Annotated in this window: 13 protein-coding genes; 8 read left to right on the top strand and 5 right to left on the bottom strand. The window is 43.3% G+C overall.

Annotated elements, in window-relative coordinates:
* The first annotated feature begins 32 nt into the window (after positions 1-32).
* Together K1X84_11815 and K1X84_11810 are read left to right on the top strand one after the other, a co-directional pair.
* The gene (locus tag K1X84_11815; GenBank protein MBX7152323.1) at positions 33-1,352 is read left to right on the top strand and encodes a hypothetical protein; all 1,320 of its coding nucleotides are present in this window, start codon (positions 33-35) and stop codon (positions 1,350-1,352) included.
* Positions 1,353-1,514: 162 nt separating this feature from the next.
* On the top strand, positions 1,515-2,708 hold the full coding sequence (locus K1X84_11810) for an acetyl-CoA C-acetyltransferase (GenBank protein MBX7152322.1): 1,194 nt from the start codon (positions 1,515-1,517) through the stop codon (positions 2,706-2,708).
* Between the two features lie 84 nt (positions 2,709-2,792).
* On the opposite strand, the gene K1X84_11805 is transcribed toward K1X84_11810, so the two are convergent.
* Genes K1X84_11805 through K1X84_11790 form a run of 4 tightly spaced genes read right to left on the bottom strand, consistent with a single transcriptional unit; the run spans position 2,793 to position 5,789 of the window.
* Entirely contained in the window at positions 2,793-3,728 is a 936-nt protein-coding gene (locus K1X84_11805) for a CPBP family intramembrane metalloprotease (GenBank protein MBX7152321.1), read from the bottom strand.
* 41 nt (positions 3,729-3,769) lie between these two features.
* Positions 3,770-4,231 carry a cupin domain-containing protein gene (locus tag K1X84_11800; protein ID MBX7152320.1) on the bottom strand — a complete coding sequence of 154 codons (462 nt, stop codon included), beginning with the start codon at positions 4,229-4,231 and terminating at the stop codon, positions 3,770-3,772.
* Between the two features lie 26 nt (positions 4,232-4,257).
* Complete coding sequence (locus tag K1X84_11795; GenBank protein ID MBX7152319.1) at positions 4,258-4,962, bottom strand: sulfite exporter TauE/SafE family protein; 705 nt, start codon at positions 4,960-4,962, stop codon at positions 4,258-4,260.
* Positions 4,963-5,021: 59 nt separating this feature from the next.
* Positions 5,022-5,789: an enoyl-ACP reductase gene (locus K1X84_11790; GenBank protein MBX7152318.1), complete on the bottom strand. Its 768-nt coding sequence runs from the start codon at positions 5,787-5,789 to the stop codon at positions 5,022-5,024.
* A gap of 238 nt (positions 5,790-6,027) precedes the next feature.
* On the opposite strand from K1X84_11790, the gene K1X84_11785 reads away from it, so the two are divergent.
* The 4 genes from K1X84_11785 to K1X84_11770 all read left to right on the top strand — a co-directional run bounded on the left by K1X84_11785 (position 6,028) and on the right by K1X84_11770 (position 10,497).
* A complete protein-coding gene (locus tag K1X84_11785) occupies positions 6,028-7,965 on the top strand; it encodes a von Willebrand factor type A domain-containing protein (GenBank protein ID MBX7152317.1) in 1,938 nt (645 codons plus the stop codon).
* A gap of 116 nt (positions 7,966-8,081) precedes the next feature.
* Complete coding sequence (locus tag K1X84_11780) at positions 8,082-9,125, top strand: M23 family metallopeptidase (protein MBX7152316.1); 1,044 nt, start codon at positions 8,082-8,084, stop codon at positions 9,123-9,125.
* A gap of 20 nt (positions 9,126-9,145) precedes the next feature.
* Entirely contained in the window at positions 9,146-9,718 is a 573-nt protein-coding gene (locus K1X84_11775; protein MBX7152315.1) for a thioredoxin family protein, read from the top strand.
* Between the two features lie 149 nt (positions 9,719-9,867).
* Complete coding sequence (locus K1X84_11770; GenBank protein ID MBX7152314.1) at positions 9,868-10,497, top strand: hypothetical protein; 630 nt, start codon at positions 9,868-9,870, stop codon at positions 10,495-10,497.
* On the opposite strand, the gene K1X84_11765 is transcribed toward K1X84_11770, so the two are convergent.
* Entirely contained in the window at positions 10,494-11,948 is a 1,455-nt protein-coding gene (locus K1X84_11765) for an RsmB/NOP family class I SAM-dependent RNA methyltransferase (GenBank protein MBX7152313.1), read from the bottom strand. The genes K1X84_11770 and K1X84_11765 overlap by 4 nt on opposite strands.
* 947 nt (positions 11,949-12,895) lie before the next feature.
* Here K1X84_11765 and K1X84_11760 point away from each other — a divergent pair.
* Complete coding sequence (locus K1X84_11760) at positions 12,896-13,630, top strand: hypothetical protein (protein MBX7152312.1); 735 nt, start codon at positions 12,896-12,898, stop codon at positions 13,628-13,630.
* An 87-nt stretch (positions 13,631-13,717) separates the two neighbouring features.
* Positions 13,718-14,692 (top strand): cytochrome-c peroxidase, encoded by a 975-nt coding sequence (locus K1X84_11755; protein ID MBX7152311.1) that lies wholly within the window; start codon positions 13,718-13,720, stop codon positions 14,690-14,692.
* The last annotated feature ends 83 nt before the right edge of the window (positions 14,693-14,775 follow it).

Here is a 14,775-nt window from a genome sequence, read left to right as displayed (position 1 = left end):
CTATTTTTACATTTTTGATCCGGAGCAATTGTATGAAACTCACCAGAGTTACAACAGTCGCATTAATAGTTTTTGCCTTCGTTCAAACTCTTAAAGCGCAAACCGGCAATGTTTCGGCCATGACCGATCGTTTCGGTTCTTTTTACACCTATTCGGCACAAACGCTTAATTTTGGCGATCTCTACGTATTTCAAAATACACGTTTCTTTAAAGGCAATGCCGATCGATTTGACGGCACAACAACGACGTCCAGTTCTATCAAAGACGTAAATGCCGTGCTTGGATTGCAATTTGGAATTGCGCACAATCTGGATATGATATTTCTAACCAATTTCTTTCAAACACCCAACCGTTCACCAAGTATTCCCAGCAGCGCTATTGTTTCTTTTTTCAAAAATCATGATGTACCAAGTGATTTTTTATTAAATTTTCGCTACGTGCCTTATTCCTTTTCAAAAGATAAAATCAAACTCGGTTTTATGGGAACGTTCAAATGGAAAAGCGATATTTTCCCCAATGCGCCTTTTCAGACCTACGCAACGGATAAAGCCGAAGCGGGATTTAGCGTTGTAACATCGTTGATCCAATTCCCCAAAGTGCCGGAAACGGGATATATTTTTAATTTTAACTTGCAATATTGGAATCACCTTGATAAAGGGCAGTACGTCGGTTTTACCGGCGAAGACAGTGTTCGCCGGACCGCTAATGGCAATGCTTTGGCTGATGCAGCCGTTTCTAATGGCAACACATCAAGCCTGCGATTTGGTATCGGCGGATCGTACCCTATCATGGTAGCTGAAAAATATCTGTACATTATGGCTGATGTATACGGTCTGATGTATATGACAAAGCCGCCTCAAGCAGCCTATTCACGTCAAGATTATGCCTATGCGGCTGTGGGTGTAAAGTACCAATTCTTCGATTGGTTGGCTCTGCATCTTGGCGGCGAATTCCAATTCATGAAGAAAAAGGATGCAACGGCATCGAGTCCTGTGACGGGAATTGAAGACCTGACAGTTTCCGGTTCGGACTACCCTTCCTGGCGTATTTTTACCGGCGTGAGTTTGCCTCTTTCTCCACGCGCATTGTCTTTCAAACCGGAAGATGAAATCGTCTCGGTTGATCGCGAAACACAAAAAAAACGCGAAGTGGAAAACGTTTTGTATTCAGAACAGGAGATTCAAAAACGCAGCGTCAACTTTACGCCTGTTCGTGACATGCGCAAACAATACAAAGATATCGTCGGCGGTTTAGTTAATGTGCTCCAACCTTGGGATAAGAAACCAGTCGAAGAATTTCCTGTCGAAGAATCAACGGAAGAAAAGAAAGAATCGGACACAAGCGGCAATTAGTTGTTCATAATATATTTTATTAAAGCCCGTGCCTTTTATCGCGGGCTTTTTTTATTACTTTTTTAGATGTATTTAACACTGGAAAAATAAACGTTTTTTTAATATCCTCTCCCCATTCTGAATTATTTTAGATCATAAAAATACTTATATAAGGAGTACGGAATGAAACTCACCAAGGAAATTGTGATTGTCAACGGCGCACGAACAGCCTTCGGAAAGTTCGGTGGGACATTAAAAGATTTTACGGCAACAGACCTTGGAGTTTTTGCCGCAAAAGAAGCCATCCGCCGCAGCGGAGTAAAACCTGACGAAATTGATCACGCTGTCTTCGGCAATGCGTCGCAGACAAGTGCAGACGCAATTTATCTCGCCCGTCACGTCGCTTTGAAAGCCGGATTGCCTATCACAGTACCGGCGCTTACCCTCAATCGCCTATGCGGTTCGGGATTTGAAGCTATCATTGAAGCGTGCCGGCAAATTCTGATCGGTGAATCGACGACCGTTCTCGCCGGCGGCGCGGAAAGTATGAGCCAGGCACCGTTCGTAGTACGCGGAACGCGTTTCGGTACCAATCTCGGTCAGCCGTATAAATTCGAAGATCTACTCTGGGAAGCGCTTACCGATCCTTACTGCGGTTTTTCAATGGCACAAACAGCCGAAAACCTTGCTGATAAGCTAAAGATTTCAAGAATGGATTGTGATCTTTACGCTTATCTGAGCCAGATGCGCGCCAAAGACGCCATACTCGGCGGCCGATTGAAAGAAGAAATCGCTCCGGTTGAAATCAAAACGCGCAAGGGTGTCAAAATATTTGACACCGACGAGCATCCGCGTCCGGAGACAACGGTTGAGGCTTTAAGTACGCTCCCGCCGTATTTCAAAAAAGACGGAACCATTTCTGCCGGCAACGCGAGCGGTATATGCGATGGGGCCGCTGCGGTCATCGTTACTACTATGGAAAATGCAAAAGCCAAAGGCTGGAAACCGATCGGGCGGATTTTAAGCTGGGGAATTGCCGGAGTCGAACCCTCAATCATGGGTATTGGCCCTGTGCCATCATCGCAAAAAGCGTTGCAGGATGCAGGCTTGAAAGTCAGCGATATTGACATTGTAGAAATCAATGAAGCGTTCGCGCCTCAATATATTGCCGTAGAAAAAGAACTGGGACTTAATCGTGAAGTGACCAACGTTAACGGCGGCGCTATTGCCCTTGGCCATCCGCTCGCCGCTTCAGGAACCCGCCTGACATTGACGGCGCTTTTAGAGCTCCGTCGTCGCAGTAAAAAATACGGACTCGCTTCAGCGTGTATCGGTGGCGGCCAGGGTGCAGCCATAGTTGTCGAAGCAATTAAGTAGAATTTTAGAATAATAAAAAACCTCCAAAATATTTTTTTGGAGGTTTTTTTGTTTTTATTTGATTTCAACAGATGTTTGTTAAAATTAGCCCTCAGCGACAACTCCCGCTTCTTTGGGTTTAAACGCTTCTACGGCCACTGCTTCATTCACGGCATGATCCATTTTCTCTGCAGGCCTGAAAAATTTCCAAACAAAAATACAAGCTAGTGCACAAATTAAAGTACACGCGGCTCCGCCTTCCGGACCGAACGTACCTCCGGTCAACCAGTCAGCGCCGTCTGTTTTAGAAATCGTCAAAGGATATTCAATCGCCGTGCCGCTGACCGGCAAACCTAAAATATATCCTTCCGTAAAATTCCACGCGATGTGTATACCGATCGGCAACCATAATGAACGGGTTTGCAAATACGCCAGTGACAATAAAATTCCGGCCAACACAATATTGGCAAAACCAAAAAATGATACATTCGGATTACCAAGATGAACCGCCCCGAAAAGTATCGAGAAAAACAACACGGCTATTAACTTCCCGGTTCCTTCTGTCATGGACTGGAAAATGTATCCACGGAAAAGAATTTCCTCATTGAAGCCTACAATAATAAATAATGTTATATTGATTAAAAAACCTGTGATAAAATAACTACCGTTTAATTCAGCCAACTGAATGCTGGTATTGCCCGACAATACCGGAATCAAAACGGTAAATATTTGCAGTAAAAAACCGATCAATAGCCCCCAGCCCAATTCTTTGCCGGCCTGTGAATCGAGGTTCATCCCCATTGACAAAAATTTTCGTTTGTCGATGTAATTCAGTAGCAAATAAGACGCGACGACACTTGTCAAGGTCAATACTAATTTCAGAATTGCCTCGTTCATTGTTTTTGTAATTCCTGCAGCATTCAGAATACTGACAGTAATGGCTCCGAAAAGAAATGACAAAATCGCATAAATAATTATAAATATCCCGATCCTCCAACCGGCGCGAAGTTGTTGTTTGGAGTTAATAAAAATGTCACGCATAACTTTTCTCCTGTTTTAAATGGCAGGTGTATTACGGAGGTTTAGCCTAATTGTTCTGAAAGACCTGGAAATATTTTTTTCAATTGAATGGCATCGGACATTTCAAAGTCCTGAAAATCAAATCCGGGCGATACGGTACAACCGTATAGCGTAAAGGCGCCAAGCGAACGCGCCGATTGCCAGAAATTGCCGGGAATAATGATTTGGGGGCGTTCACCGTTTTCTAAATTTACGCCAAAAATTGAACGCGTAAATTCGCCTCGCGGACTTATCATCATGAGTTCAAGCGGTGCGCCGTAATAGAAATGATAGATTTCATCATGTTTTACGCGATGCCATTCGGACCGTTGTCCTTCGCGCAGTAAAAAATAAATCGCTGTACAAACCGAACGGACATTGGTGGTTTTTGCTTCGACAGAAGAACGATACGTCTCACGGAACGAACCGCCTTCAGGGTGCGACTGCAAATTTAATTCTCGAATAATTGCTTCGGCAGTAAGCATGAGTTGAGGAGTTAGGTAAATAAAGTTTACAATAAAATCATTTTTGTACCGGCAAAAACCAATACAACGGCAAGTACACGACGAAGAGTGGATGTATCGAATCGTTGAGTGCCAAGATACGTTCCGACTAATCCTCCAGCGACAACGGCTGCAGCAAAATACGGAATGAATTCGGAAATCAAATTAGCATTTTTCCAGTTGCCTGCAAGTCCGGCAATTGAATTGACTAAAATAAATGTCACAGACACGGCTGCGGCAGTTTTGGCCGTTGACCATTTGAACAAAATCAGAAGCGGTGTCAGAAAAATTCCTCCGCCGACGCCGGTCAAGCCTGATAGCAGTCCGATCCCGGCCCCGCCGATCAATGACGCCCAACGTGGCGGTTCATTAACAACTTCCGCACCTTTGAATAAAGAAGTCACAAACAACCTGAACGCTGCAAAAAGCAGAACAACCCCAACGAGAATTTTATAAGCCGATATGTGCAGATCGATAGCGCCGCCGATGTACGCCATTGGGATCGATGCAGCGGCAAACCAGAAAAATAATTTCCACGAAAAAAATCCCGCCTGATAAAACCGCCACGTTCCGATCGCGGCAACGACAATATTGAGCGCCAGCGCCGTTGGCTTCATGACCACCGGTTCAAAACTAAATAATGCCATTACCGCAAGATAGCCCGATGCTCCTGCGTGACCAACGGATGAGTACAATGCCGCCGCCGCAAACATTAATAGCGTTATAATCAATAAATCAGTTGTCACACAATCCTACTAAATAATAATAGAAACTACATTCCTACAATGTTATACCCACAATCAACATAAAGTATTTCGCCCGTAATACCGCGTGACCAAGGGCTGCACATAAAAAGGCCGGCATCGCCCACTTCCTCGACTTCGACGTTTCTGCGGAGAGGCGCTTTTTGCGGCGTGATTTCTAAAATTTTTGTAAAGCCGGAAATGCCGCGAGCCGCGAGCGTATTGATCGGTCCGGCTGAAATGGCATTAACACGGATATTAGACGCGCCAAGATCGGCCGCAAGATAACGTACGCTCGCTTCGAGCGAAGCTTTGGCAACGCCCATTACGTTATAGCCCGGAACAACCTTTTCCGAACCGTAATAAGACAGGGTAACAATCGCACCGCCTTTTTCCTGCATCAAGGGCATCGCTTCACGCGCCATACCAATCAACGAATAGGCGCTGATGTCGTGCGCTAATTTAAATCCATCCCGCGTCGTAGTATGAAAATTTTTCTCAAGATCTTCTTTATTGGCAAATGCAATCGCATGCACCAAAAAATCGAGATGCGGCATGTCTTTTCTTACATCTTCAAAAAGTTTTTTGATGTCTTCATCTTTTGAAACATCGCAGTTATACAATAACTGGCTGCCCAGTTCTGATGCAATTTCTTCGACATTTTTTTTGAGACGATCGCCCTGGTATGTGAACGCCAATTTCGCTCCTTCTCGGTGTAAACTTTTGGCAATCGCATGCGCAATGCTGCGTTTATTGGCAACGCCGCAAATCAGACCTTGTTTGCCTTGCATCAACATGGATGGGTCTCCTCTTTGAGATGAATATTCAACGATGAATTGTTTTTTGAAACATGGCAATATAGGTAAATTCAATATGTGCCACAAGCTCAAAAAAGCGATTATGAGCATCTTCGGCGCAGAATTTCGTCAAAATAATTTCGGAGCGATTTTTGTTCAGGTCGCTATCAAAACTGATATGCGGGAATTTGAATGACCTCCGATGTTAAATCCTCTAACAATTACTTAGGAGCGTGTTATGAAAAAAATCGCGTATCTCTCATTCGTTGCAATCGTACTGATTGCCCTCGTTTCATTTCTGAAAGGGGCAACCGGCGACGGTAAAATATCCGGAACAATCGCGGACACAGCAACGGGAAAACCCTTGAGCAATGTCTTAGTAAAATTGATCGGCTCAGGCGTCACAACTCAAACCGATTCGACCGGTTATTTCGTATTTACGAACATCGGAAACGGTCAATACGATTTGCTTGCAAGCCTCAATCTTTATCAAAATTTAAAAGTCGAAGATATCGATGTGATTTCCGGCAACGAAACAAATTTAGAACTTACTCTGAAAATTTTAGTTCAAGGTGAAACCAATACTGCAACCATCGCGGCTAAAGATGTAAAACCTAAAATTGCTAAAGAGCAAGGAGAGACTGAAGAACCTTTGGATATGATCATGCAAGAAAAAAGTGTCCTTAATAAAGCTGGTAAAACTGCGATGGGACGTGGCGTAGGGGTGGCTGATGGATTAGGTTCGGTAGGAGGTATCAACGGTTACGTTCCATTAAACCCGCCGAATGGCGAGAAATATTGGGACATGTATCATCACGATTACGGAACGAATCCTTTCATCGATACGGAAGACGATAATCTTTCAACGTTCGGTGCGGATGTGAGCACGGGGTCGTATGCCTTAGTGCGCAATTACATTTCACACGGTGAATTGCCGCCGAAAGACGCTGTTCGCGTGGAAGAATTTATCAATTATTTTCGCCAGGACTACGCTGTTCCAAGCGAAAAAACTTTTGCGATCCATGCTTTGACTACCGCATCACCAATCAGTAAAAATTATCAACTTGTTAAAATCGGTATTAAAGGCCGTGAAGTAAAATCGGAAAATCGTAAGCCGGCAAATTTAACATTTGTAGTCGACGTCTCCGGATCGATGGATATTGAAAATCGTCTTGGATTAGTCAAAAAGACTCTCGGTCTCCTGATCAAAGAATTACGCTCCAATGATCGCGTCGGAATCGTCACTTACGGCTCGCAGGCGCAAATTGTTTTGAATTCTACTACCAATAAAGAGGCGATCGAAGAAGCGGTGAACAGCCTTTACAGTGAAGGCTCGACCAATGCCGAAGCGGGATTGTGGAAAGGCTATCAACTTGCATCGCAGAATTTCGATCCTAACGCCATCAATCGTGTAATCTTATGCACGGACGGCGTAGCCAATAACGGCGAAACATCGTCGCAAGGTTTGCTGCAACAGATCGAAAAATTTAAAAATAAAGGAATAACGCTGACGGCGTGCGGATTCGGCATGGGTAATTACAACGACGTTTTGATCGAACAATTGGCCACCAAAGGAGACGGAACTTATTATTACATCGACGATTTGTCGGAAGCCAAACGTGTATTCGTCGAACAGCTCACCGGTACGCTCCAGGTCATTGCCAAAGATGTGAAAATCCAGATTGAATTCGATAAAGAAACCGTGAGCCGCTATCGATTGATTGGTTATGAAAAACGTGATGTCAAAGATGAAGATTTTCGTAATGATAAAGTTGACGGCGGTGAAATCGGTTCGGGGCACACCGTCACGGCGGTTTATGAAGTCAAATTAAAGAATCCGTCGGCTAATGCCATCGGTAAAATTACGATGCGTTATAAATCGCCGGATGGAAAAAATGTGACTGAACAAGACGAACCGATTCGCATGAATACAACTGAGAACAGAATGACGGCCGCACAACTTCAGTTCATCTCAAGCGTCATCCTGTATGCCGAGATTATGCGCGAAAGTTATTGGTCCAAAAACCGGGAGTTGGCTGAAGTTAAAACTATGCTTGAAAACATCGACGACAAATTCAAAAAACAATACGCTCAATATGAAGACTTCCGGGATTTGGTCAGCAATACGATGCGCTTGCAAAAAAGTAAATCGATTGGCGAATTGAAACCCGAATAAATTTCATTGAAGGAAAAATACTCCTTCCACCAGGAGACCAAAAAAGATCGCCCGTGACTGGTTGTCATGGGCGGTCTTGTTTTTAGTTTCACTTGCTTATTTCTTTTCCGAGCTTTATGTTCATTTCCATGCGATTAATTCTGCTTTGCTTTATAATTCTGACTATTTCCTGTGGCAACATGCCGTTCGGCGCGTCGCCGCTACCGGTATTGTATCAGGCAGAAGTTGACGGAAAATCAATTTGGGCCTATCGTCCGGATGAGGATCAGTTACCCATTGCGATTATGTCTGATTCAATATTTCAAAACATCCTTCCGGGTGAACAATGGTTTAAACTTGTGGTCGATTCCGGAAAAACTTATTCCATCATTGTCGATGCAGGAAATCGGGAAGATTGCGACCCATCAGTCGATCGCTCCAGATATGATTGTATTGAATTCGAACTGGCCGGCCGGAGTGCAAAACACGCCAAAGGCGATTTATTCGAATACCGTTCATTTGGATTTGAAGGTTCGCTTCACGGCGTCAAAGATAATTACAGCCCTGCAAAAGCCGCTTTGATGTTTACGCATGATTCAACGACACAATTTTTTTATTTCAAAATCCGTAACCGCTCCGTTGTGGCATTACCCGCATCAATTAAGATACTATCATTTGATAAAAAACTTTTCGGTCATCCTTTGACCAGCCCTGTATCATACGACGCCATTGCCTATTTCAATTTATTCCGTCATCGAACACGGCTTTTCAGAGGGCTGACACGTAACGGCCACGACGGCGTCGATCTGGCCAGCGATGTCGCAACCGATGATGCTTTTTATGAAGTCATTCAGGAAGTTATCGCTGTCGCGGACGGAGAAGTTCTGAAATCGCACCTGGAAAGTTGCGCTATCGGAAATGTGGTTTGGATCAAGCACGAAACTCCCTACGGTATTTTCACATCCATGTACGCTCACATGTCTTCGTCTGTTGTCGTTCCCGGACAAAAAGTTAAAAAAGGCGAACGGCTGGGTTACATTCTCGAAGAACCTTTGTGTGAAAAAGGATATTCAGGACACTTGCATTTTGAAATGTGGGATCATATCGTCACGGAATGGCACGACGGATATAGCAGCGGGAACGGCCAGATCGATCCTCTTCCAATTTTATTTGAAAAATAATTTAATCGAAGGAAAAATTTATGGCCCGTACTCCATCTAATATGACCGAGCTTGGAACAAAAGCTCCGGATTTTGATTTGCCCGATGTCGTATCGGGAAAACGGTTTACGCTCAACTCGTTTGCGAATAAACCGGCACTTCTTGTAATGTTTATTTGCAAACATTGCCCATACGTGGTACATGTTGAAAAGGAATTGGCAAAAATTGGAAAAGAATACATCTCAATCGGTATTGTCGCCATTAGTTCTAACGATGCAACCGTTTATCGTGACGATGCGCCGGACGGATTACGTGAGCAGGCCAAACGCTTGGGATTCACTTTTCCTTACCTTTATGACGAGTCGCAGGAAGTTGCAAAAAATTATGGCGCCGCATGCACACCGGACCTTTTCCTTTTTGACGGCTCATTGAAACTCGTTTACCGAGGGCAATTAGATGATAGCCGCCCGGGAAGTACTATTCCTGTTACCGGAAAAGACATTCGCGCAGCGATTGAAGCCGTTCTTGAAGGCCGGTCGCCGAATTCTGACCAACGCCCCAGCATTGGCTGTAATATCAAATGGAAATCGGGAAATGAACCAACGGGATTTTAGAATCCAATACAGCAAGGTTTTTTTGACAGTGTGAAGGCGGTCGTTCTTCAATTCAAAACGGCTTTATTGCTATCTTTCGTTTTATCAATACTCTATAATTGGCATTAAATTCGCCATTTCACGGATAACTTTATAAATTGGAGGTTATCGTGAAATCATTATTCATGCTCATGGTCGCTGTTGTAAGTTTGAATTACTCTTTAGTGGCCGGCGAATTAGATTCGACTCAATCAGTAGTTCTAATTAAAAAACAAACCTTTGAACCCACCCTTTCTGATCAAACCAGACAATCACTCACACTTAAAAATCCGACGAAGGCAGTAAATTTGGCTTTGGCGCACACGCTCATACCGATTGGAGCCAGTATCGCACTTTTTTCTATCGGCGATTCGAATGTCGAAGATCTTCAACTCGTCACCGCAACATCGTTATTAGTGTACGGCGGATTAATTGGACCATCGGTAGGAAATTTTTATGCTAAAGATTATGCCCGAGGTGGAATCGGCATGGGATTAAGAGCTGCGGGAACACTGATGGTATTTGGTCATATTGCGGCAAGCATGCGTTATGCTAACGATGACGATGCGACCGGTGGTGCTCCCGGCGATGGTATGGCACTGGTTGGACTAGGATTAGTGGCGGGTTCAACGATTTGGAATATTTTCAGCGCGCGTAATTCAGCGGAAACTTATAATCAACACAATGGTTTGACGGGATTGTCTTTCGGCTACGATCCGATTTCGAAGAAAACAACCGTTGGGGTCGGGTTCAAATTTTAATCGAAGTCCACGCCGATGACCTTACGGCTTTTAGGCATCTGGCTTTTCAAATTACCCTGGTGCATGACGCCGCAGCCCAGAGGCAATCCGTCGGCAAAAACCACCACGCCGCCTTGTTTGATCTCAAACTCCCGGCGGATCGTTCCCGCTTCGACGAATGTCTCAATTTCTTTGATGTCGGTAAGTTCAATGCGGTTTTTAGTAATTTGCGGATGGCAAAGCTGAGCAAAATTGGTCGACAATTTCCATTCACCTTCACGCCGGGTTCGAGCCAGACGAGTTCCAACCCGATGCGTGTAAATACGATTCAGCATCGATTCTTTTCCAAGCCATTCACCGGAGGCAATCAGAATCTCATCTTCCTTGACAACAAATAAATACGGTTTCCAAAACTCCGGGTCGATCCCGAAACGTTCTCCGAAATAGCCCGTCATATTCCGAATGTTGCGATCATCCGCATTGTGGAATTCAAACCTGATTTTTTTATTATGAAACGGTTCTTTATCGTTTTTGACAATCACGTCACCTGTTTTTCGCAATTTGGCAATAAAGAAACCTTCCGGATTAATTTCAGAAGGCAATAACCTGACAGTTTTAGCCAACGATGAATGAAACGACTCTTTATCGGCTTGCGTCAACCCTTCCATCCAGCGCAAACTTTTGGGTAAAATCATTTCTTCAATTTCCAAAGGATATTTGCCGATCAATGTGTTAATCAGTTTTTCATTTTCCTCAGGCGAAACAGTACAGGTTGAATACACAATCGTGCCGCCTGTTTTTACCGCTTTGATTGCGCTGACCAAAAGTTGCTCCTGAATGAACACAAATTTCTGAAGCATCGGTATATTGGCAACGGCTTGTGGCGCTTTGTGAATGACGCCGAGCGCTGAACACGGCGCATCGACCAGAATTTTATCGAACGATGCGGGCAATAAATTGCCAATGCGCTCGCCACCCATGTTTACCATCGCGGCGTTGACAACGCCCATCCTGTCAAGATTATGCGACAGCGTCTTGATTCGTTTTCCGTCCCAATCATTGGCCACAATGACGCCACGATTATTCATCAATTGAGCAATTTGCGTAGTTTTCGATCCCGGTGCTGCGGAAATATCGAGAATCGTTTCGCCCGGCTGCGGATCCAGTATGACCGGCGGTACCATTGACGCAACGGATTGGATGTAAAACAAGCCGAGAAAGTGTTCAAGCGTCTTGCTGATCAATCCGTTTCCTTCATCGGCCATCAATACATAATCGGCAAAATCCGTTTCACTCAAAACAAACCCATCATGCGATAAAATATTTTTTAGCGTGTTTTTATCGGTTTTGAGCGTATTGATCCTGATCGATGTTTTTTTGCCGAACTCCAGTCCCGACAAAAAAAGATCCTTACGATCACCTAAAATACGTTCGATATAGTCGTGAAAGGAAGATGGGATTTCTAAAGCCATGGTCAAACACCAAAAACAAAAACGACCAACGAACTTCATTGTTCATTGGTCATGATTTAATTATTCATTGCAAAAGTGGAGACTGTCGAGATCTTTTGTATCGGGCATTAAGCTGATCTACTCTCTAAAATCTATTTTAACAGCGGCTCAGTGTTTATGATTCCAAAAGAACCAGTTTTATCTTGCAAAAGAAAGTGGCATGAGCCAGGTTCTTTTTTGTCACCACAGACACAAAATGAATTTTTTTCCAGTCAATGGCAAGGGCAAAAGTGATTTACAATTCATGCTGGATAAAATTGAAAATTCAATTCTTTTGTAACCGCTTTGCATACCCGAAGATTTTAATAACGTTCCTTTCTAGTTCTTCAAACTTGCGCCTAAAAAATTTCTGAATTACTATAATAATTTAATTTGACAAACCATTTTTTCATTTTATATTAGCCAGTTCCAAGACGTGATACATAATTGCATCCCATGTTCCAAATTGTTAAAAAATATTCGATTCTTTTGATAATCCCTTTCGGGTTTCAAATTCTGAGCAAACCGGTCGTCGTCGCTGCCTTTTTATTTAACCGTACGTATATTGCGCAGTATCTTTGCGAAAATCGGACCAAACCTGAGAAAAGATGTAATGGAAAATGTCAGTTAAACAAAGAACTTAATAAAGATCAAAAACGCGAAAAGGAGCCCGGGCAATCGGTTCATGAAAAATTTGAGTTATTCTGCACATCATACTCATTTTTTAATTTAAAACTTGCTGTTTCCAAAAACGGCATTACGTACTTTAACACAATCCTCAATTTATCCTCTCCATTTCCTTTCCCAGTATTTCACCCGCCTAATTCATAGCTTCAAAATCGCATTACGAAGGCTTTTCGGTAGAGTGTGAGTAGATATTAACTCCACACGATGCCTTAACATCTTTTATTCTAAATTTTAGGAGTTTTATGAATACGTTGCTTAAAACTATGGTCGTAGTGTTCTTTTTCGTAAGTCTAACCGGATGCGAAAAAGACGGAAACTCAGGCGCCAACGGAAACTTAGCGTTTCATTTGCATACAATGATCGGAAATACCGCCGCTGCTTATGGAACTGAATTTCAGAAAGACGGCAGAAAATTTAATATTTCGGATTTCCGGTATTACATTTCAAACATCGTTTTGAAACGTGAAGACAATACGACGTATGCGATTTCCGGTAAAGTTGTTCTGGCTGGGCCGACGCAGCATACATATGAACTCGGTGAAGTTCCCTCGGGCGACTATACAGGTTTTTCATTTATGCTTGGGCTTGACTCTACTACGAATCATTCCGATCCAACTTTGCGTGATGCGACGGATCCTCTTGCCATCCAAAGCCCGTCGATCCACTGGAGTTGGAACAGCGGATATATTTTCTGCAAAATCGAAGGATTAGTTGATACGACCGCTGCTGCCAACGGAAGCGCTGACTACGACTATTTTTACCATGTGGGTACGGATGCATTGAAACGTACAATCGAATTTAACGATGCGCCGTTCACGGTTGGAAGCGGTGAAAATGAAATTGGCCTGGAGTTTGACCTTTTGACGATTCTCACTAACGTGAATATGAGAACGGAAAATGAAACGCACACGTTTAACGATCTGCCTTTAGCAACTAAAATAGCGGATAACTGGCAGGACGCATTTTCTCTCGAATAAGAATTACTTTTAATTGAAATTGAAAAGTGGCGCCCCAAAAGTTGCACAACGCCCTTTTGGGGCAGCGCCACTTGATCGGATCTAACCATGAGACCAATACTAGCTATTTTAATTTTGACGTGTTTTTTCGGCGGTTGCGATCGAGGGGATACAGAATATGTACAACTCGAAATACCACGCGGTTTTCCGGAACCATCAATTCCGGAAGATAATCGTCCTACCAAACAAAGAATCGAATTAGGAAAGAAACTTTTTTTTGATCCGGTCTTATCGCGTGACAGCACAGTATCGTGCGCATCGTGTCATTTCCCCGAAAAAAAATTCACAGATGGCAAACCGGTCAGTGAAGGTATTGAAAACAGACAAACTCTTCGCAATTCCATTAGCCTGATCAATGTCGCTTACCAGCCTGTGATGTTTTGGGATGGCGGAGTTCCCAATCTGGAACAACAGGTGCTTGCGCCGATTGAAAATCCTGTCGAAATGGATTTTGATGTCCTCTCGGTGGTCGAAAGATTGAAGAGAAATCCTGATTATGTATTAGAATTTCAGGAAGCCTATGATCAGGAACCATCTGTCTTCTCTTTAACCAGAGCCATAGCTTGTTTTGAAAGAACTCTGTTTTCAAAACAGTCACGATACGACGATTATTTGTATGACCATAATGATACGGTATTGACAGAATCTGAAAAAAGAGGGATGGATATTTTTTTTGGTGAACGTGGCGAGTGTTTCCATTGTCATAACGAGTATAATTTTACTAACTATTCGTATCAAAACAATGGAATTTATTCGTTTTACAGCGATTCGGGAAGAGCAAGAATTACTTTAAAAGCGAGCGATGTCGGGAAATTCAAAGTACCATCGTTACGCAATATTAACAAAACGGCTCCTTATATGCATGATGGGTCTTTAGAGACACTGGAAGCGGTGATCGACCATTACAATCAGGGCGGAAAGAATCATCAGAATCAAAGCGGACTGATAAAAGCGCTTCAGCTGACCAATGAAGAAAAAAACGATCTTGTCAATTTTCTTAAAGCATTGGACGATGTGGAATGAGTATCCGATGATTAGAAAACAAAAATGACCAGCGAATTTATTATTCATTGGTCATTATTTAATTATTCATTGCAAAAGTGGAG

Source organism: bacterium, from assembly GCA_019695335.1.
Taxonomy (GTDB): domain Bacteria; phylum CLD3; class CLD3; order SB21; family SB21; genus JABWBZ01.
The sequence above is the reverse complement of the archived record's forward strand: the minus strand, read 5'-3'. Positions and strand labels throughout refer to the sequence as shown.

Bases quoted from the DNA above. Each gene is read 5' to 3' on its own strand.
- K1X84_11785 (MBX7152317.1), top strand. From the start codon at position 6,028: ATGAAAAAAATCGCGTATCTCTCATTCGTTGCAATCGTACTGATTGCC.
- K1X84_11780 (MBX7152316.1), top strand. From the start codon at position 8,082: ATGTTCATTTCCATGCGATTAATTCTGCTTTGCTTTATAATTCTGACT.
- K1X84_11795 (MBX7152319.1), bottom strand. From the start codon at position 4,962: ATGTTTGCGGCGGCGGCATTGTACTCATCCGTTGGTCACGCAGGAGCA.
- K1X84_11755 (MBX7152311.1), top strand. From the start codon at position 13,718: ATGAGACCAATACTAGCTATTTTAATTTTGACGTGTTTTTTCGGCGGT.
- K1X84_11760 (MBX7152312.1), top strand. From the start codon at position 12,896: ATGAATACGTTGCTTAAAACTATGGTCGTAGTGTTCTTTTTCGTAAGT.
- K1X84_11810 (MBX7152322.1), top strand. From the start codon at position 1,515: ATGAAACTCACCAAGGAAATTGTGATTGTCAACGGCGCACGAACAGCC.
- K1X84_11800 (MBX7152320.1), bottom strand. From the start codon at position 4,231: ATGCTTACTGCCGAAGCAATTATTCGAGAATTAAATTTGCAGTCGCAC.
- K1X84_11775 (MBX7152315.1), top strand. From the start codon at position 9,146: ATGGCCCGTACTCCATCTAATATGACCGAGCTTGGAACAAAAGCTCCG.
- K1X84_11790 (MBX7152318.1), bottom strand. From the start codon at position 5,789: ATGTTGATGCAAGGCAAACAAGGTCTGATTTGCGGCGTTGCCAATAAA.
- K1X84_11765 (MBX7152313.1), bottom strand. From the start codon at position 11,948: ATGGCTTTAGAAATCCCATCTTCCTTTCACGACTATATCGAACGTATT.
- K1X84_11805 (MBX7152321.1), bottom strand. From the start codon at position 3,728: ATGCGTGACATTTTTATTAACTCCAAACAACAACTTCGCGCCGGTTGG.
- K1X84_11815 (MBX7152323.1), top strand. From the start codon at position 33: ATGAAACTCACCAGAGTTACAACAGTCGCATTAATAGTTTTTGCCTTC.